The sequence below is a fragment of the Limnobacter olei genome (assembly GCF_029087225.1).
Lineage (GTDB): Bacteria > Pseudomonadota > Gammaproteobacteria > Burkholderiales > Burkholderiaceae_B > Limnobacter > Limnobacter olei.
Genome location: NZ_JARFJD010000003.1, coordinates 100,299 through 118,198, shown reverse-complemented (window position 1 = coordinate 118,198; position 17,900 = coordinate 100,299). Strand labels below are relative to the sequence as shown.

25 protein-coding genes are annotated in these 17,900 nt (G+C 53.1%); 24 read left to right on the top strand and 1 reads right to left on the bottom strand.

Features of this window, described 5'->3' with window-relative positions; all coding sequences use genetic code 11:
• The first annotated feature begins 123 nt into the window (after positions 1 to 123).
• The 23 genes from PY990_RS03280 (at position 124) to tatC (ending at position 15,809) form a co-directional block, all read left to right on the top strand.
• Positions 124 to 912 (top strand): ABC transporter ATP-binding protein, encoded by a 789-nt coding sequence (locus tag PY990_RS03280; protein ID WP_275270381.1) that lies wholly within the window; start codon positions 124 to 126, stop codon positions 910 to 912.
• Positions 909 to 1,694: a lipid asymmetry maintenance ABC transporter permease subunit MlaE gene (mlaE, locus tag PY990_RS03275; protein WP_275270380.1), complete on the top strand. Its 786-nt coding sequence runs from the start codon at positions 909 to 911 to the stop codon at positions 1,692 to 1,694. The genes PY990_RS03280 and mlaE overlap by 4 nt, the downstream gene beginning before the upstream one ends.
• Positions 1,695 to 1,706: 12 nt before the next feature.
• Positions 1,707 to 2,180, top strand: coding sequence for an outer membrane lipid asymmetry maintenance protein MlaD (gene mlaD / locus PY990_RS03270; RefSeq protein WP_105027383.1), 474 nt, complete (start codon positions 1,707 to 1,709; stop codon positions 2,178 to 2,180).
• Between the two features lie 21 nt (positions 2,181 to 2,201).
• The gene (locus tag PY990_RS03265; RefSeq protein WP_275270379.1) at positions 2,202 to 3,092 is read left to right on the top strand and encodes an MlaA family lipoprotein; all 891 of its coding nucleotides are present in this window, start codon (positions 2,202 to 2,204) and stop codon (positions 3,090 to 3,092) included.
• A gap of 72 nt (positions 3,093 to 3,164) precedes the next feature.
• Positions 3,165 to 3,788, top strand: a complete 624-nt coding sequence (locus PY990_RS03260) for an MlaC/ttg2D family ABC transporter substrate-binding protein (RefSeq protein WP_275270378.1) — start codon at positions 3,165 to 3,167, stop codon at positions 3,786 to 3,788.
• Position 3,789: 1 nt separating this feature from the next.
• Positions 3,790 to 4,041 carry an STAS domain-containing protein gene (locus PY990_RS03255; RefSeq protein ID WP_275270377.1) on the top strand — a complete coding sequence of 84 codons (252 nt, stop codon included), beginning with the start codon at positions 3,790 to 3,792 and terminating at the stop codon, positions 4,039 to 4,041.
• 33 nt (positions 4,042 to 4,074) lie between these two features.
• A complete protein-coding gene (locus PY990_RS03250) occupies positions 4,075 to 4,983 on the top strand; it encodes an ABC transporter ATP-binding protein (RefSeq protein WP_275270376.1) in 909 nt (302 codons plus the stop codon).
• A complete protein-coding gene (locus PY990_RS03245; protein WP_275270375.1) occupies positions 4,980 to 5,735 on the top strand; it encodes an ABC transporter permease in 756 nt (251 codons plus the stop codon). Before PY990_RS03250 ends, PY990_RS03245 begins: the two co-directional genes overlap by 4 nt.
• 33 nt (positions 5,736 to 5,768) lie before the next feature.
• A complete protein-coding gene (locus PY990_RS03240) occupies positions 5,769 to 6,011 on the top strand; it encodes a BolA family protein (RefSeq protein WP_369907255.1) in 243 nt (80 codons plus the stop codon).
• Positions 6,012 to 6,027: 16 nt separating this feature from the next.
• Entirely contained in the window at positions 6,028 to 7,284 is a 1,257-nt protein-coding gene (gene murA, locus PY990_RS03235) for a UDP-N-acetylglucosamine 1-carboxyvinyltransferase (RefSeq protein ID WP_275270374.1), read from the top strand.
• A complete protein-coding gene (gene hisG / locus PY990_RS03230) occupies positions 7,281 to 7,916 on the top strand; it encodes an ATP phosphoribosyltransferase (RefSeq protein ID WP_008247881.1) in 636 nt (211 codons plus the stop codon). Before murA ends, hisG begins: the two co-directional genes overlap by 4 nt.
• Positions 7,917 to 7,936: 20 nt before the next feature.
• On the top strand, positions 7,937 to 9,259 hold the full coding sequence (gene hisD, locus PY990_RS03225; RefSeq protein WP_275270373.1) for a histidinol dehydrogenase: 1,323 nt from the start codon (positions 7,937 to 7,939) through the stop codon (positions 9,257 to 9,259).
• A 7-nt stretch (positions 9,260 to 9,266) separates the two neighbouring features.
• Positions 9,267 to 10,367, top strand: coding sequence for a histidinol-phosphate transaminase (gene hisC / locus PY990_RS03220; protein ID WP_275270372.1), 1,101 nt, complete (start codon positions 9,267 to 9,269; stop codon positions 10,365 to 10,367).
• Positions 10,368 to 10,381: 14 nt separating this feature from the next.
• Positions 10,382 to 10,969, top strand: a complete 588-nt coding sequence (gene hisB / locus PY990_RS03215) for an imidazoleglycerol-phosphate dehydratase HisB (protein ID WP_171035109.1) — start codon at positions 10,382 to 10,384, stop codon at positions 10,967 to 10,969.
• Positions 10,966 to 11,598 (top strand): imidazole glycerol phosphate synthase subunit HisH, encoded by a 633-nt coding sequence (hisH, locus tag PY990_RS03210; RefSeq protein ID WP_275270371.1) that lies wholly within the window; start codon positions 10,966 to 10,968, stop codon positions 11,596 to 11,598. The genes hisB and hisH overlap by 4 nt, the downstream gene beginning before the upstream one ends.
• 52 nt (positions 11,599 to 11,650) lie before the next feature.
• Positions 11,651 to 12,400 (top strand): 1-(5-phosphoribosyl)-5-[(5-phosphoribosylamino)methylideneamino]imidazole-4-carboxamide isomerase, encoded by a 750-nt coding sequence (gene hisA / locus PY990_RS03205; RefSeq protein ID WP_275270370.1) that lies wholly within the window; start codon positions 11,651 to 11,653, stop codon positions 12,398 to 12,400.
• Entirely contained in the window at positions 12,400 to 13,164 is a 765-nt protein-coding gene (gene hisF / locus PY990_RS03200; RefSeq protein ID WP_275270369.1) for an imidazole glycerol phosphate synthase subunit HisF, read from the top strand. The genes hisA and hisF overlap by 1 nt, the downstream gene beginning before the upstream one ends.
• A gap of 13 nt (positions 13,165 to 13,177) precedes the next feature.
• Positions 13,178 to 13,609 carry a phosphoribosyl-AMP cyclohydrolase gene (hisI, locus tag PY990_RS03195; protein WP_275270368.1) on the top strand — a complete coding sequence of 144 codons (432 nt, stop codon included), beginning with the start codon at positions 13,178 to 13,180 and terminating at the stop codon, positions 13,607 to 13,609.
• A 6-nt stretch (positions 13,610 to 13,615) separates the two neighbouring features.
• Positions 13,616 to 13,954, top strand: coding sequence for a phosphoribosyl-ATP diphosphatase (locus PY990_RS03190; protein ID WP_275270367.1), 339 nt, complete (start codon positions 13,616 to 13,618; stop codon positions 13,952 to 13,954).
• 22 nt (positions 13,955 to 13,976) lie between these two features.
• Positions 13,977 to 14,333: a histidine triad nucleotide-binding protein gene (locus tag PY990_RS03185; RefSeq protein ID WP_275270366.1), complete on the top strand. Its 357-nt coding sequence runs from the start codon at positions 13,977 to 13,979 to the stop codon at positions 14,331 to 14,333.
• A 36-nt stretch (positions 14,334 to 14,369) separates the two neighbouring features.
• Positions 14,370 to 14,606: a Sec-independent protein translocase subunit TatA gene (gene tatA, locus PY990_RS03180; RefSeq protein ID WP_275270365.1), complete on the top strand. Its 237-nt coding sequence runs from the start codon at positions 14,370 to 14,372 to the stop codon at positions 14,604 to 14,606.
• A gap of 24 nt (positions 14,607 to 14,630) precedes the next feature.
• The gene (tatB, locus tag PY990_RS03175) at positions 14,631 to 15,056 is read left to right on the top strand and encodes a Sec-independent protein translocase protein TatB (protein ID WP_275270364.1); all 426 of its coding nucleotides are present in this window, start codon (positions 14,631 to 14,633) and stop codon (positions 15,054 to 15,056) included.
• 15 nt (positions 15,057 to 15,071) lie between these two features.
• Positions 15,072 to 15,809, top strand: coding sequence for a twin-arginine translocase subunit TatC (gene tatC, locus PY990_RS03170; RefSeq protein ID WP_171100737.1), 738 nt, complete (start codon positions 15,072 to 15,074; stop codon positions 15,807 to 15,809).
• Positions 15,810 to 15,848: 39 nt separating this feature from the next.
• Here the strand turns inward: tatC and PY990_RS03165 are convergent, their stop codons facing one another.
• The gene (locus tag PY990_RS03165; protein ID WP_275270363.1) at positions 15,849 to 17,003 is read right to left on the bottom strand and encodes a S1C family serine protease; all 1,155 of its coding nucleotides are present in this window, start codon (positions 17,001 to 17,003) and stop codon (positions 15,849 to 15,851) included.
• Between the two features lie 31 nt (positions 17,004 to 17,034).
• On the opposite strand from PY990_RS03165, the gene PY990_RS03160 reads away from it, so the two are divergent.
• The gene (locus PY990_RS03160) at positions 17,035 to 17,787 is read left to right on the top strand and encodes a Nif3-like dinuclear metal center hexameric protein (RefSeq protein WP_275270419.1); all 753 of its coding nucleotides are present in this window, start codon (positions 17,035 to 17,037) and stop codon (positions 17,785 to 17,787) included.
• Positions 17,788 to 17,900: the final 113 nt, after the last annotated feature.

Here is a 17,900-nt window from a genome sequence, read left to right as displayed (position 1 = left end):
GAAACCATTTCCACGCTTCGTGGTCATGCCTTGTGAGTGAGCCCATCACCATTTGGATGGTGGGCGCATGTCCTTCGGGGTACAATAGCCCCCAAATTCGTATTCGCTTATTAAGGAGCCCCCATGGGCTTTGTTGCTCAATTAAAAAACGTGGATTTCGGCTATGCCGATCGCCTCATTCTGGAAAACATTTCGCTGGACATTCCCAAGGGCAAAGTGGTTTCTGTCATGGGTGGCTCCGGTTCGGGCAAAACTACTTTGTTGCGTCTCATGTGCGGTCAGTACCCAGTGAATCGGGGTGAGGTTCAAGTGCTTGGCCAAAATGTGGTGACTGCCAATACGCAGCAGCTTTATGCATTTCGCAAAAAAATCGGTGTGCTTTTTCAGTTTGGCGCCTTGTTTACCGATTTGAACGTTTTCGAGAATGTGGCCTTTCCGCTGCGTGAACACACCAACCTTCCCGAGGCGGCCATTCGCGATTTGGTGCTATTGAAGTTGCAGGCGGTGGGTCTTCGAGGGGCCAGCAATCTTTTTCCATCAGAAATTTCCGGTGGTATGAGTCGGCGAGTGGCCTTGGCGCGCGCAATTGCTCTGGATCCCGAACTGATTTTTTACGACGAGCCTTTTGCCGGGCTTGACCCGATTTCATTGGGTATTACGGCGAATCTCATTCGCACGCTGAACGATGCTTTGGGTGCCACCTCGGTGGTGGTCACACACGATATTCACGAGTCATTTGCAATCAGCGACCATGTCATCGTGATTGCGAACGGCAAAGTTCTGGCGCAAGGCACACCGGCAGAGGTAGAGGCCAACCAGGATCCTTACGTTCAACAATTCATCAAGGGCTTGCCCGAAGGGCCGGTGAAGTTTCATTACCCCGCGCGCAACTTACAGGAGGACTTTGCATGAATCCGGTCCTCTTGGTTTCCCGTCTGGGTGCCGGTGTTATTGCCACAATCGCTGGCTTGGGAATTTTTGCGCGTTTCGTGAGCACCTTGTTCATGTTGCTTCCCAAAGCCCTGTTGCGCCCCCGCCTTATCATTGATCAGGTTCATTTCATCGGCAATTACTCACTGGTCATTATTGTTGTTTCCGGGCTGTTTGTGGGTTTTGTGCTGGGTTTGCAGGGTTATTACACCTTGAACAGGTACGGTGCCGAGCAGGCCTTGGGTTTGTTGGTGGCCTTGTCGCTGGTGCGTGAATTGGGTCCGGTGGTCTCTGCCTTGTTGTTCGCAGGCCGGGCTGGTACGTCGCTCACTGCTGAAATTGGTCTGATGAAAGCAGGGGAGCAGCTGACTGCCATGGAAATGATGGCGGTGGATCCCAAAGCACGTATTGTCTCGCCTCGCTGGATCGCAGGCCTTATTTCCCTGCCGCTGCTGGCGGGTTTGTTCAGCGCTGTGGGTATTTTTGGTGGTTATGTGGTGGGTGTATTGTTGATCGGCGTGGATGCGGGTGCATTTTGGTCTCAAATGCAGGCTGGTGTAGACGTGCGCGATGACATTCTCAATGGCGTGATCAAAAGCGTGGTGTTTGGTGTGGCTGTCAGCTCAATTGCCCTGTTTCAGGGCTACGCCTGCCAGCCCACGCCTGAGGGTGTATCCAGGGCGACCACCCGAACAGTGGTGATTTCTTCCCTGACCATTTTGGGTCTCGATTTCGTGCTTACAGCACTCATGTTCAGTATTTAACGGATTGAAGGTATGAAAAAGAACACGGCGGTGGATTTTTGGGTGGGCCTGTTTGTACTGATTGGTGCACTAGCCCTGGTATTTCTTGCCTTGAAGGCAGGCAATTTGAGTTCTTTCACCACAGGTGACCAATACCGGGTGACAGCTGAATTTGACAATATCGGTGGTCTAAAGCCCCGTGCGCCGGTCAAAAGTGCGGGCGTTACCGTGGGGCGCGTGGCCAACATCAATCTTGATCCAGTCACATTCCGTGCAGTCGTGTCCCTGGATTTGGAGGAGGGCTTCGAGTTTCCCAAGGACTCTTCAGCTAGAATTCTCACTTCAGGCTTGCTGGGCGAGCAATATGTGGGTATTGAAGCAGGTGGCGACCTGGAAAACCTGGCGGGTGGCGAGAAGTTTGCGCGTACTCAGTCTGCGGTGGTACTCGAAAATCTGATTAGCCAGTTTTTGTTTAGCAAAGCCTCGGAAGGCGACTCCGAAAAGTGATGAAGGGGATTTGAAGTGTTAATGTCCATTCGAAAAGTGATCTTGCTGCTAGGCGTGCTTGGCTTGTCCAGCGCATGCACCAGCATGCGCGCCCCTTCTGAGTCAGACCCCTTGGAAGGATTCAACCGTTCTGTTGACGGATTTAACCAAGTGGTTGACAAGGCGGTGGTGAAGCCACTGGCGCAGGGTTACGACAAGGTAACGCCGCCCGAAATCAAAACCGTGATCGGAAATTTCTTTTCCAACCTTGATGACATCAGCGTAGCAGTCAACAATTTGCTGCAAGGCAAGCCCAAGGCTGCTGGAAGCGACATCACGCGTTTTGCCCTGAATACAACCATCGGAATTGTGGGCTTGGCCGATGTGGCCACAGAATTGGGGTTCCAGAAAAACGACGAGGATTTCGGTCAAACTTTGGGCGTGTGGGGGGTGGGTTCGGGCCCTTATTTGGTGTTGCCTCTATTGGGGCCAAGTACCTTGCGTGACGCACCTGCCCGGCTTGTCGATGCGCCGCTTGATCCGCTTTACCACTATGACGACGTCAGGGTGCGCAATAGTTTGCTGGTTGTGAATGTGGTGAATACCCGTGCACGTCTGTTGCCGGCCACTGACCTGGTAGAACGCGTGGCACTCGACCAATACGCTTTCGTGCGCGACGCTTACTTGAGGCGCCGTGCCAGTTTGGTACGAGATGGTGCCCCTGACCCTGACGAGCAAGGCTATGAGGATTTCGAAGAAGAGTCTCGCAGCCACATTCCCGAGTCCTTTCCACCCTTCAAGGCTGCGTTGATGCAGATTGAACAGGGCAGCGCGGGCTCGAATACTCAGCCCGACTCAAATTCACCCATTGGCTTGCCAATCGACCTGCAGCAAAGCGAGCGGGCCAAGTCTGGCTTGGGTTTGTTGAACTGATTGGCTTTGGGGTGGTCAACCCTTGGGTAGGTATTGCGTTTTTAGACTAACCACAAGCATTTTGGAAGAATCATGAATATTGCAGTGAACAAGTTGTTTCAATGGGTTGCAGCTGCAGCTCTGGGTTTTGGCCTGATTGCCCAGCCAGCCATGGCACAGGATATGCCTGCCAATGAGTTTGTTGAAAAGTTCAGCAACGAAGTGCTGACAGAGATCAAGGCGCGTAAGCAGGAACTATTGGCTGACCCCAAAAAGCTGGATGCCCTGATTGACCAGAAAGTGATGCCCAATGTGAACTTTCGGAAAATGACCCAGTTGGTGGTGGGTCGGCCTTGGCGCGAAGCCACGCCAGAGCAGCGCGAGCAAATTACCAAAGAGTTTCGCACCCTTCTGGTGAAAACCTATTCCGGCGCTTTGGCGCAGGTGGGTGATCAAACTCTGCAGGTAGACCGTCTGCGGGCTCGCCCGGAAGACACGGATGTGATCGTGAATAGCCGTGTTATTCAGAAAGGCGCTCCGCCAGTGGATTTGGCCTACCGTGTCGAAAAGAAAGACGGCAAATGGCTGATTTATGACCTGAGTGTATTGGGTCTGTGGTTGGTTGATTCCTACAAAGCCCAGTTTGGCACTGTGCTGTCCAGCTCAGGGGTTGATGGTTTGATTCAAACCTTGAAAACCCTGAACGCGAAGGGTTGATATGAAGGTGTCGGTTGATCAAATTACCGTTCGCAACGGAGACCAAGTGATCGCCGAGGTCGCCAGGGCATTCGCCTTGGGCGACCATGTCATCGACTTTTCCGAAGTCAAGCATGTGGACTCCACCGCATTGGCCGTCATTCTCGCGGCCAAGCGAGTGCTTAAATCAGACAAAACCCTTGAACTCCAACATCCTCCTGCGCAGCTGAACAGTTTGATTGCTGCCTACGGAGTACAATCTCTCTTCTCCTAAAACCTGTAGCACCTTTCATGGGTGCGAGAAGTCATGTCGTTTGCACTAGAGCTAAGCTCGGTATCCAAATATTTTGGTGAATTCCGTTCCTTGAACAATGTGTCGCTCACAGTTCAGGAAGGGGAATTTTTCGCCTTGCTCGGCCCCAATGGCGCCGGCAAAACCACACTGATTAATATTATTGCCGGTCTAAGCCGGGCCAGCACGGGTGCAGCCAAGGTCATGGGTTTTGACGTGGTGGATCAGTTTCGCGATGCGCGCCGAAGCATTGGCATAGTGCCCCAAGAACTGGTTTTTGACCCGTTTTTTTCGGTGCGGGAAACCTTGCGTTTTCAGTCAGGCTATTTTGGCTTGAAGAAGAACGACGACTGGATTGACGAACTATTGCACTCGCTGAGCCTCATGGACAAGGCTGACAACAATATGCGCACCTTGTCGGGCGGCATGAAGCGCCGTGTGATGGTTGCCCAGGCCCTGGTTCACAAGCCGCCGGTGATTGTGCTGGACGAGCCTACTGCAGGTGTTGATGTGGAACTGCGTCAAACGCTTTGGAAATTCATTGCTGGCCTGAACCAAAAGGGACACACAATTCTGCTGACCACGCATTACCTTGAAGAGGCAGAAACCCTGTGTAATCGCATCGCCATGTTGAAAAAGGGCGAGGTACTGACTGTGGACACCACGCCAAACCTGTTGAAAAAGCATGCCAATCAAACCCTGAACATGCAGTTGAATGGTGTGTTGCCCGCCAGCCTGCAAGCCAAGGTATTGAAGGCTCAGGTCAGTGAAGGGCGTTACACCTTGGCATTGAATGGACCTGCAGAAATCGAGCAAATACTTGCGCAATGTCGCAAAGACCACTTGGATGTATTGGAGTGCAGTATCGAAAAACCAGATCTTGAAGAGGTATTTGTGCAACTGATGAGTGGGGGTGCCAAATGACTGGTTGGCAAACCTTGTTCAAGAAAGAGATTCTTCGTTTCTGGAAGGTCAGTTTTCAAACCGTGCTGGCCCCAGTGGTTACAGCCTTGCTTTACCTCATGATTTTCTCGCATGTACTGGATGGCAAAGTAGAGCCTTATCCCGGCGTGAGTTATGCCGCATTCCTGGTGCCTGGTTTGGTGATGATGTCGGTGCTTCAGAACGCGTTTGCCAACTCTTCTTCAAGCTTAATTCAGTCAAAAATCACAGGCAATCTGGTGTTCGTGCTGTTGCCGCCTTTGTCACATCTGGAGTTTTTCTCTGCTTACGTGCTGGCCTCCATGGCCCGTGGCATCGCGGTTGGCTTGGGGGTTTTGTTGGTCACGGTGGCGTTTGTCGGCTTGCATGTGTACAACCCGGTGTGGATTCTTGTACACGCATTGGTAGGTTCAGCCTTGCTGGGTACCATGGGGGTAATTGCCGGTATTTGGGCTGAAAAATTCGACCAACTGGCCGCCTTCCAGAACTTCATCATTATGCCGGCCACTTTTTTGTCGGGTGTGTTCTATTCCATTCACTCCCTGCCGGCCGTGTGGCAAACCGTGTCGCATTTCAATCCGTTTTTCTACCTCATCGACGGTTTTCGCTACGGTTTTTTCGGCGTCAGCGATGTTAGTCCCTGGTTCAGCTTGGCCATTGGCCTTTCTGCCTGGGTGGTTTTGACCGTAATTGCGATGCGCATGGTGACCTCTGGTTACAAATTGAGGGGATAATAGTGCTGTTGAATCAAAAGGATAGGAAAAATCATGTTGTTGCCTGAAACCGTTCGCGGCTATATTGCGCAGGGCTTGGAATGTGAGCACCTCACCGTGTCTGGTGACGGTCAGCATTTTGAGGCGGTCATCGTGGCCAGTGCGTTTGAAGGACTGCGTGCCATTCAGCGCCATCAAAAAGTGTATGCAGTACTGGGTGACAGAATGCGTGCCGAGATTCACGCCCTGTCGATGAAAACATTGACGCCCGCGGAATGGGCTCAACAACAAGTGTAAAAAGGACTGCCCTTCAATGGATTCATTTTTGGTTCGTGGCGGAAAGCCGCTTCACGGAGAAGTGTCGATTTCTGGCGCGAAGAATGCGGCCTTGCCCATTTTGTGTGCAAGTTTGCTGACCGCCGAACCGGTCACCATTACCAATGTGCCCCGCCTGCGCGACATCAACACTTGCCTGCGCTTGCTGGGCTCCATGGGTGTTCAGTGTTTTTGGCATGGTGAAAACCAACTGGCCTTGCGGGCAGAAGAAATTTCGGAGCCCATCGCCAGCTACGATTTGGTGAAAACCATGCGCGCCAGTATTTTGGTGCTAGGCCCCTTGGTGGCCCGTTTTGGTGAGGCCAGCGTGAGCTTGCCTGGTGGCTGTGCCATCGGGCAGCGCCCGGTTGATCAGCACATCAAAGGCCTGCAGGCCATGGGTGCCGAAATTACCATTGAAAAAGGTTACATTCATGCCAAGGCGAAGCGCCTGAAGGGCGCGCGCATTGTGACCGACATGGTGACCGTGACCGGTACTGAGAACCTGATGATGGCAGCCGCTTTGGCTGAAGGTACTACCATCATCGAAAATGCCGCCCGTGAGCCTGAAGTGGTGGACCTGGCGAAAATGCTCGTGAAGATGGGCGCAAGAATTGAAGGTATTGGCACCGATACCATTACCGTTCATGGCGTTGAAAAGCTGCATGGTTGCGAATACCAAGTGATGCCTGATCGAATTGAGGCGGGCACCTTTCTGTGTGCTGTGGCAGCCTGCGGTGGCAACATTACCTTGAACAACACCGACGCAGACAGCATGGACGCAACCATAGAAAAACTGCGCACGGCGGGTGTGAGCATTGAAGTGGACGGCACAAAAATTCATGCCAGCATGAACACACGTCCCAAGGCAGTGGGTGCGCGCACAGCGCCATTTCCCGGCTTTGCCACGGACATGCAGGCCCAGCTGATGGCAGTGAACTGTGTGGCCGATGGTACAGCAGTGGTCAACGAAACCATTTTCGAGAACCGCTTCATGCACGTTCAGGAAATGGTGCGCCTGGGGGCCAACATTGAAATTGAAGGCCACACGGCGATTATCAAAGGCGTTGAACGGCTGGATGGCGCCACGGTGATGGCCACCGACCTGCGCGCCTCTGCTGGCCTGGTGATTGCTGGTTTGGCTGCCAGCGATGAAACGCGAATTGACCGCATTTATCACCTGGATCGCGGGTATGACAGAATGGAAGAGAAGCTGCGCAAACTGGGCGCAGATGTGACGAGAGTAGCCCAATGATTACACTGGCCCTGTCCAAGGGACGCATTTTTGAGGAAACGCTGCCCCTGCTGGAGAAAGCGGGCATTGTGCCGTCCGAGGACCCCGAAAAATCGCGCAAGCTCATTATTGGTACCAACCGTGCCGATGTGCAAATCATCATCGTGCGCGCAACCGATGTACCCACCTATGTGCAGCACGGGGCCGCCGATTTGGGCGTGGCCGGAAAAGACGTGCTGATTGAACATTCCGGTGCGGGCTTGTACCAGCCGCTTGACCTGAATATTGCCAAATGCCGATTGTGCGTGGCAGCCCCTGAGGGCTTCGACTATGCCAGCGCAGTCAAGCAGGGTGCGCGTTTGCGCATCGCTACCAAGTATGTCAACAGTGCCCGCGAGCACTTTGCCAACCGTGGGGTGCATGTGGACTTGATCAAGTTGTATGGCTCCATGGAACTGGCACCACTGGTGGGCCTGGCCGATGCCATCGTCGATTTGGTCAGCACCGGTTCAACCTTGCGTGCCAACAAGCTGGTCGAGGTTGAGGAAATTTGTGAAATATCTTCCCGTTTGGTGGTCAACCAGGCGGCATTGAAAATGAAGTACGAGGCTTTGCAGCCGATTCTGGATGTGTTCACCCAAGCAGTAGCGTGAAATTTTAAAGGTAGTAAACAATGTCTTCCCAAATTCGTCGATTGTCTACAGAAGATGCCAACTTTGTCGAGCAGTTTCGTGCATTGCTCGCCTATGAAGAACAACGCGATCCGCATGTAGAAGGTGCGGTGGCAGACATTATTCATGCAGTGCGAAAACGTGGCGATGAAGCCCTTTTGGAGTTCACCGAGAAATTTGACCGAGTGAAAGCCAACAGCGCAGCCGAGTTGGAAATTGGCCAAGATGAGCTCAAGCTTGCTTTCGACACGCTGGATTCCGCCCAGCGCGAGGCTTTGAAAGTGGCCGCGCAACGCGTGCGTGCATTTCACGAGCGGCAGGTAGCCGAAAGCTGGGAATTCACCGAGGCCGACGGCACCCGCCTGGGGCAACGTGTCACGCCGCTTGATCGCGCCGGTTTGTATGTGCCCGGTGGCAAGGCGGCGTACCCGTCTTCCGTGCTGATGAATGCCGTACCCGCCAAAGTGGCTGGCGTAAAAGAAGTGATCATGGTGGTGCCCACACCCAGTGGCGTGAAAAACCAAATGGTGTTGGCCGCTGCGCACTTGGCCGGCGTTGACCGCGTATTCACCATTGGTGGGGCGCAGGCGGTGGCTGCATTGGCCTATGGCACGCAAACCGTGCCGCGTGTGGACAAAATTGTGGGCCCAGGCAATGCCTATGTGGCCGAAGCAAAGCGCCGCGTGTTTGGTGCAGTCGGCATCGACATGATTGCTGGTCCTTCTGAAATTCTCGTGATTTGCGACGGCAGCACCAATGCGGACTGGATCGCCATGGACCTGTTTAGCCAGGCTGAACACGATGAAATGGCGCAGTCCATTTTGTTGAGCCCCAGCAAGGAATTTCTCGACAATGTTCAGGCCAGTATCAAACGCCTCATGGACACCATGCCGCGTGCCACTGTGATTGCTACATCGCTGAAGAATCGCGGTGCCTTGATTCAGGTGCGCAGCATGGAAGAAGCCTGCGAGCTGAGCAATCAGATTGCACCCGAACACCTGGAATTGAGTGTGCAAGACCCGGACGCATGGGTTGGGAAGTTACGCCACGCCGGTGCCATTTTCATGGGGCCTTACAGCAGCGAATCGCTGGGCGATTATTGCGCTGGCCCCAACCACGTGTTACCCACTGCGGGTACGGCACGGTTCAGCTCACCCTTGGGTGTGTACGACTTTCAGAAGCGCAGCAGCATTATTTTTGCCAGCCGTGAAGGTGCCAGCACTTTGGGTGAGGTGGCTGCCGAGTTGGCCTATGGCGAAGGCCTGCCAGCCCACGCGCGCTCTGCCGAGTATCGCGTAGGCCCGAAATTCAGAAAGGCAGACTAAGCGCACCATGAGCCTACTTCAAAAAACAATTCGTGCTGATGTGCAGGCCACCAATGCTTACGTGGTGGCTCCTTCGGCCGGCATGTTAAAGCTGGATGCCATGGAGAACCCCCAGGGCATGCCTGCAGCTTTGCTGGATGAGCTTGCGCAGCAATTAAAAACTGCGGAACTGAACCGCTACCCCGCGCCCAAAGCACTGGAGCTGGAAGCAGCCTTGCGCGCCTGCACGGCCATTCCCAAAGCGGCGCATGTGTTGTTTGGAAATGGCTCGGATGAACTGATCGATCTGATTATTCGTGCCTGCTGCATGCCTGGTGATGCGGTGCTTTCGCCCGTGCCCACCTTCGTGATGTATGCCGTGTACAGCCAATGGAGCCATGCCCGTTTTGTGGGAGTCGACCTGAACCCCGACTTCACGCTGAACATGCCGGCCATGCTGAAAGCGATTGCGACCAATCAGCCCAAAGTGGTGTTTTTGGCCTACCCCAACAACCCCACCGGCGTGGCGTTGCGCGAAGCTGAAATTGTGCAGATTATTGAGGCCACGCCTGGCTTGGTGGTGGTGGATGAGGCCTATGAGGCTTTCGCCGATGCATCCTTCATGGCCCGGGTCCTTGAATTTCCCAACGTTCTGGTGCTGCGCACTTTCTCGAAGCTTGGTTTGGCTGGTGCGCGTTTGGGTTATGCCGTGGCCAGCCCCGCCTGGGTTGAGCAAATCGACAAAGTACGCCCGCCGTACAACGTGAATGTACTTACTCGAATTGCGGTTCAGTTTGCGCTCGAGCATTTTGAAGCCTTTGAGACCCAGGCCAGGCTGCTGCGCGATCAGCGCGATGTGCTGACCGAATCCCTGAAAAACCTCAAAACATCCAATGGCGACGTTGAAGTGTTTGATTCTTACGCCAATTTTGTACTTTTCCGCATCCCGAATGCGCTTGAAGTCTTTGAAGCCCTGAAAAACAAGGGTATCTTGGTGAAATACGTGGGCAAGGCCCACCCCTTGTTGCAAAACTGCTTGCGCGTTACCGTGAGCACTGAGCAAGAGAATCAGCAGTTTTTGGTGGCTGTGCAACAATCCATCGACGAAGTGGCCACCAAGGCCGCATAACATTTTAGACAATCATGAGAACCGCAGAAGTTACCCGCAATACCCTGGAAACCCAGATCACCGTGAAAATCAATCTGGACGGTACAGGTGAACGCCACCTCGACACGGGTGTGCCATTTTTGGACCACATGCTGGAACAAATTTCGCGCCACGGCCTGTTCGATCTTCACATTGTGGCCAAGGGTGATCTGCACATTGATGCTCACCACACTGTGGAAGACACCGGCATTACCTTGGGTATGGCCTTCACGAAAGCTCTGGGCGACAAAAAAGGAATTGTGCGTTACGGCCACAGCTATGTGCCGCTGGACGAAGCCCTGTCGCGCGTGGTGATCGATCTGTCCGGGCGTCCCGGATTGCATCAGGATATTCCGTTCACCAGGGCCAGCATTGGCGCCTTCGATGTGGATTTGGTGTTTGAATTTTTCCAGGGTTTTGTGAACCACGCCCTGTGCACCTTGCACATTGACAATCTGAAAGGTGTGAACTCACACCACCAGTGTGAAACTGTGTTCAAGGCTTTTGGCCGTGCATTGCGCATGGCAGTTGCGATTGATGAACGTCAACAGGGTGCCATTCCCAGTACCAAAGGTGCTTTGTGAGTCTAGTTGCCGTCGTTGATTACGGCATGGGCAACCTGCGTTCGGTTGCCCAGGCCTTGCAACATGTAAAGCTCGACAATCAGGAAATCCAGATCACCGACGACCCTGCCTTGATCGATCGGGCCAGCCGGGTGGTGCTGCCTGGGCAGGGTGCCATGCCAGACTGCATGAAAGCACTTCGGGAATCAGGTTTGATGCAAGCCGTGTACCGCGCTGCTGAATCAAAACCCTTGTTTGGCGTGTGCGTTGGCGAGCAAATGATGATGGAACGTAGCGCCGAGGGTCCTGCCGAATGCCTTTCCCTGTTTGCGGGCGACGTGGTGAAGTTTGATCCCCGCCTGACTGTAGAGTGTGGCTTGAAGGTGCCCCACATGGGCTGGAACCAGGTGAACCAGCGCACAAAGCACCCCATGTGGGCTGGCATTGAAAACGGCGCATGGTTTTATTTTGTTCACAGTTATCACGTCAACCCGGTGAATCCAGAACACGTTGCGGGTGAAACAGACTACGGTGTTCGCTTTACCTGCGCCATTGCACGGGATAACATCTTTGCAACACAGTTTCATCCTGAAAAAAGTGCGGAGGACGGCTTAAGGCTGTATTCCAATTTTTTAAGATGGAACCCCTGAGTTTTTATCGATTATTTTTTCCACTCACTTGAATAGTTAACAACACAGTCTCATGTTACTCATTCCAGCAATCGACCTGAAAGACGGTCAATGTGTTCGCCTGAAGCAAGGCAATATGGACGATGCCACCATTTTCTCGGCAGACCCGGTCGAAATGGCCATGAAATGGGTTGAAAGTGGCGCGCGCCGCTTGCACCTGGTCGATTTGAATGGTGCGATTGCGGGCAAACCCGTGAACGAGGGTGTCATTATTGACATTCTGGATGCTGTGGGCGGCGCCATTCCGGTGCAATTGGGTGGCGGTATTCGCGACTTGGATACCATTGAACGTTACCTGGACGATGGTTTGAGCTATGTGATTATCGGTACTGCCGCAGTGAAGAACCCCGGTTTTTTGCATGACGCGTGCGGTGCGTTTCCCGGTCAAATTATTGTGGGCCTGGATGCCAAGGAAGGCAAAGTGGCCACCGACGGGTGGAGCAAAATTTCCGGCCACGACGTGGTTGACCTTGCCAAGAAGTACGAAGGTTATGGCGTAGAGGCCATTATTTACACTGACATTGGCCGTGACGGCATGTTGGGCGGCGTCAACATTGAAGCCACGGTTCGCCTGGCCAATGCATTGACCATCCCGGTGATTGCCTCAGGCGGCATTACCAACCTGGACGATGTGAAGCAGCTGTGTGCGGTTGAGCATGAGGGAGTGATGGGTGCCATTTGTGGTCGCTCCATTTACGAAGGCACGCTCGATTTCGCCAAGGGCCAGTCTCTGGCGGATGAATTGAACGGAAAAGCCTACTAATGCTTGCAAGCCGTATCATCCCCTGCCTGGATGTAACCGCAGGTCGGGTGGTTAAAGGCGTCAATTTTGTGGAACTGCGTGATGCGGGCGACCCTGTTGAAATTGCACGTCGTTATGATGAGCAGGGTGCAGATGAACTCACATTCCTTGACATTACAGCCTCATCCGATGACCGTGACCTGATTCTGCATGTGATCGAAGCTGTCGCCAGCCAGGTGTTTATTCCTTTGACTGTGGGGGGCGGTGTGCGCAAGGTAGAAGACGTGCGCCGATTATTGAATGCGGGCGCTGACAAAATCAGCATCAACACTTCGGCAGTGACTAACCCCGACTTGGTGGCAGAGGCGGCTACGAAGTATGGTTCCCAGTGCATTGTGGTGGCCATTGATGCCAAGGCCAAAAGCAATGGCGAACCAGGCTGGGAGGTTTACACCCATGGTGGCCGAAAGCCCACAGGGCTCGATGCCGTCGAATGGGCGCGCAAAATGCAGGCCTTGGGTGCTGGTGAATTGCTATTGACCAGCATGGACCGCGACGGCACCAAAATCGGTTTCAATCTGGAATTGACCCGCGCAGTGTCCGATGCGGTTTCCATTCCCGTGATCGCCAGCGGCGGCGTTGGCAACCTCGACCATCTGGTGGATGGTGTCATCAAAGGCAAAGCCAGTGCTGTCTTGGCGGCCAGCATATTTCACTACGGTGAGTACACTGTACAGCAGGCCAAAGCCCATATGGCCAAGGCCGGCATTACAGTTCGGCTGTAAAGGGGCATTCGCCATGAGCAAGGATGTATTAATTACAGAAAATTGGCTGGATAGTGTCAGTTTCGATGACAAAGGTTTGGTGAATGTGGTTGCACAAGACCACCTCAGTAAACGCGTATTGATGGTCGCCTGGATGAACCGCGAGGCACTCGAAATTACAGCCAGTACTGGTTTTGCAACGTATTTTTCACGTTCGCGCGGTAAACTGTGGCACAAAGGTGAGGAATCGGGCAACCAGCAAAAGGTGAAGGAGATTCGCCTGGACTGTGACGGTGATGTGCTGGTGCTGATGGTGGAGCAGGTGGGCGGTATTGCTTGCCACACGGGCCGTGAAAGCTGCTTTTATTACGCGCTGGAAGGTGTGCAGGGTGAAAAGCCCAAGTGGGTTGCCAAAGACCCTGTGCTGAAAGACCCTTCCGACATGTACGGCAAAAATAAGGAATGAACAAGCATGGCTGACCTTGAAAAAGCGTCTGGAGATTTGCTCGAGCGTTTGACCGAAGTGCTGGAAGCACGCAAGCAAGCCAGCCCTGAGCAATCCTATGTGGCGAATTTGCACCACAAGGGGCAGGACGCGATCCTGAAAAAGATCGGTGAGGAGTCTTGCGAACTGGTGATGGCGTCTAAAGATCAAGACCCCGCCAAAGTGATCGCTGAAACAGCCGATTTGTGGTTTCACAGCCTCGTGTTATTGGGTTGGCACGGTTTGACTGCTGCCGATGTGCTGGCCGAACTGGACCGTCGCATGGGTTTGTCTGGTTTGGTTGAGAAGGCCAATCGGCCCCGATAAATACTTCAAAAGGGGATGAGACATGTCAGATTGCATTTTCTGCAAGATTGTCGCTGGGGAAATCCCTAGCAGAAAAGTATATGAAGACGAGGATATCCTCGCGTTTCACGACATCAAGCCAGCTGCGCCAGTGCACTTTCTGATTATTCCGAAAAAGCACATTCCCACGCTGGCCGATGCCACTGAAGAAGACATTCCCGTGATGGGAAAAATAATGACCATTGCGGGTCAATTGGCCAAGCAAGAAGGGTGTCATGATGGTTTCAGAACCATCGTGAACACTGGAAGGGTGGGTTGCCAAGAGGTGTATCATGTTCATGTGCATATACTTGGCGGCAACAAACCATTGGGCGTTATGCTCGGCATGCCAGCCTTGTAACGCAACGAGACACGAAAAACATATCAGGAGTAAGTCATGGGTTCATTTAGCATTTGGCACTGGGTGATTGTGCTGGTTATCGTGATGTTGGTGTTTGGCACCAAAAAGTTGCGCAATATCGGATCTGATCTGGGTGGTGCGGTGAAAGGTTTTAAGGACGGTATGAAAGAGGGTGGTTCGGAAGGTGAGCAAAATGCCGCCAAATTGGCCGATGATCGCAACAAGAAGTCGGACACGATCGACGTCGAAGCCAAAGAGAAATCTTCCAGTTAATTTCCCCTTTTTGCGGCGCGCAGCATGTTCGACATTGCTTTCTCGGAAATGCTTATCATTGCAGTGATCGCGCTGCTGGTGATAGGTCCTGAAAAACTGCCCAAGGTGGCCAAAACGGTTGGTCATTTGTTGGGCAAGGCCCAACGCTACGTCAGCGACGTGAAGTCTGAGATCAATCGGGAAATGGAAATCGACGAGTTGCGTAAGCTGCAGGCAGAAATGCAGACTGCTGCTCGTAAGGTTGAGGGTGATGTACAAACCACCTTGCGAGACACCGAGGCTGATTTGAACAAATCCGTGAAATCAATCGAAGATGATATAGCGGAGCTTGAGAATAGCAAGCCAGCCGCCGTGGCTACCGCCAATTCAAACACACAATCTCCGCCCAAGGCGGAAGAGCCAGCGCCAGCGCAACCCGTGGGGCCTGCCCCCAAGGTAGAGGCCAAATAACAAGGTGCATGGGTAATGAGTCAGCAAGAAAATTTTGTCAGTCACCTGGTCGAACTGCGCGATCGTTTGTTGCGCGCCGTGGTTGGTTTTTTGATTGTGTTTGTGGCCTTGATGGCTTACCCGGGTGCAGCTTACATTTTTGATTTGTTGGCCCTGCCCATTCAAAGCGCTCTGCCCGAAGGCACCAAGATGATTGCCACGGGCGTGATCACACCCTTCATGGTGCCCGTGAAATTGACTGCCATGGTGGCCTTTGTTATTTCTCTGCCTATCTTGTTGTATCAAGCTTGGGCCTTCATTGCGCCAGGCTTGTATCAACACGAGAAAAAAATGGCTTTGCCCATTATTTTTTCCAGCACAGTGCTGTTTCTCGTGGGCATTGCTTTTTGTCATTTCATTGTGTTTGGCAAGGTGTTTGCCTTCATCAACGATTTCGCCCCGCAAAGCATCACGCCAGCACCTGACATTGAAGCTTATATGAGCTTCGTGCTGACCATGTTCATGGCTTTCGGCATGACCTTCGAGGTGCCCATTGTGGTGGTGGTGTTGGTGTACCTGGGTGTGGTTACCGTAGAAAAACTGGTGGAAATTCGTGGGTATGTGATTGTGGCGGCTTTTGTAATTGCTGCCATCGTGACCCCGCCCGATGTGATGTCTCAGCTGTTTCTTGCCATCCCAATTTGTATCTTGTACGAGGTGGGTATTTTGTTTGCCAAAATCATCGGCAAACAACGTCAGCAAATTCTGGAATAAGTTGGGGCATAAGCCAGGCGGATTGGCCTTGATGATGAATCAAGGCCGTTTCAAGAAGTCGCCAGGTTTTGGGCGCACGCCAATTTCAATCGTGACTGTTTCTGTTTTTCCATCACGCAACAACTCCACCGATTTTTTATCACCCGGTGCGTAAGCCGCAATCTGGTTCAACATCTGCGTGGTGTCTGTAATTTTTTTGTCGTCCAGCTTCAGCAGAATATCGCCCACTTTCAGGCCAGCTTTGTCCGCGGGGCCATCTTTCACAATACCCGCAATAATTACACCGTCTTTTTGTGGCAAATCAAATGCCGAGGCCAGTTCTTCGGTGATGTTTTGTTGCTCTACGCCAATGTAACCACGAGTCACCGTGCCGGTGCGCACAATCTGGTTCAACACCCCTTGAACGGTTTTGGCCGGGATGGCAAAGCCAATACCCAATGAGCCCCCCGAGCGACTGTAAATGGCCGTGTTGATCCCCAGTAGATTGCCTGCTGTATCCACCAGCGCTCCGCCGGAGTTGCCGGGGTTAATGGCTGCATCGGTTTGAATGAAGTTCTCGAACGTATTGATGCCGATGTGGTTTCGACCCAACGCACTCACAATGCCCATGGTCACGGTTTGGCCCACGCCGAAGGGGTTGCCCATGGCCAGCACCACATCGCCCACCCGCACTGTTTCATCGGCGGCAAATTTCAGGCTGGGCAGGTTATCGAGTTTGATTCGAAGCACGGCAAGGTCAGTTTCCGGGTCGGTTCCCACCAGCTCGGCTTTGGTGGTTCGTCCATCGTTAAGGCTGACTTCAATTTCATCGGCTGCTTCAACCACGTGCTGGTTGGTCACAATCAAACCGTCGCTGTTCACAATGACACCCGAGCCCAGGCTAGAGGCTTGCTCTTCTTGCTCAAACTGCTCCTCTAGTTCATCGCCGAAAAATTTACGAATTTCCGGGTCTTCGAAAAATGGGTGCTTGGGCAAGTTGTTGGCGCGTTTGCTGGTGAAAATATTCACCACGGCCGGCATGGCAGTGTCTACGGCATGGCGGTAGCCAGCCACACCTTCGGGCTGGGCTGTTTGATAAGCCGGCTTTTGCAGCCAGTTGGGTACCCACTCTGGGCGCAGTACTTCGGTGATGAAATACAATGCAAGAAGTATGGTTAAGGCCTGAGCAAAGGTCAGCCAGAGTTTTTTCAACATATCAAGATGCAGGGGTGCGCCGTTGGCTTCAGTGGATCGGAATGTGCTGGAACATGATTTGCGGGAATTGCTGGATCAGGCTCGTATGTCAGATTATTGCCCAAATGGGCTGCAGTTGGAAGGCAGACCCCGCATTCAGCGGCTGTTGACGGGTGTCACCGCATCCAGGGCGCTGATTGAGCTGGCGGTTGAACTGAATGCCGATGCGATTTTGGTTCACCATGGCCTGATGTGGAAAGGCGATCCCCAGGTGGTGACCGGGTTTCGAAAGGAGCGACTGCAATTGGCACTTGGCCATGATTTGAACGTGTTTGCTTACCACTTGCCGCTGGACAAACACCCTGAGCTGGGCAACAACGCCCAGTTGGGGAAAATGCTGGGTTGGCCCAGCACTCGTGTGGTGGGCGACAAGGGTTTGGTTCACTTGGGTGTGTTGCCCAAACCTCAGCCGCTGAGTGAACTGGTTCAGCAGGTAAGCAGTGTATTGGGCCACCATGTTCAAGTGGAAGGGAACAGCGATCCCGAACGCCGTGTGGCGACAGTGGCCTGGTGCACTGGCGGGGCGCCCGGTTATGTGGAGGAGGCGGCTTTGCAGGGCGCCGATTTGTACTTGACTGGTGAGTTGTCCGAGCCTGCCGTGCATGTGGCTCGTGAATGCAATGTCAGCTTGCTGGGTGCTGGTCACCATGCCACGGAACGTTGCGGTGTAAAGGCCCTGGGCGAATGGATTGCACAACGCTATGGTATTGAAGTGATTTTCCGTGATTTGTTCGTTGCGGTTTAGATGTTTTCTAATGTATGGCCGCAAATGTTTCTGTCCACTCAGCATTTGATGGAAATTCTCCCCAAAACTGTTCCTTGTTTTAAGCTTGGTGGGGTACAATCTCCGGTTGCATG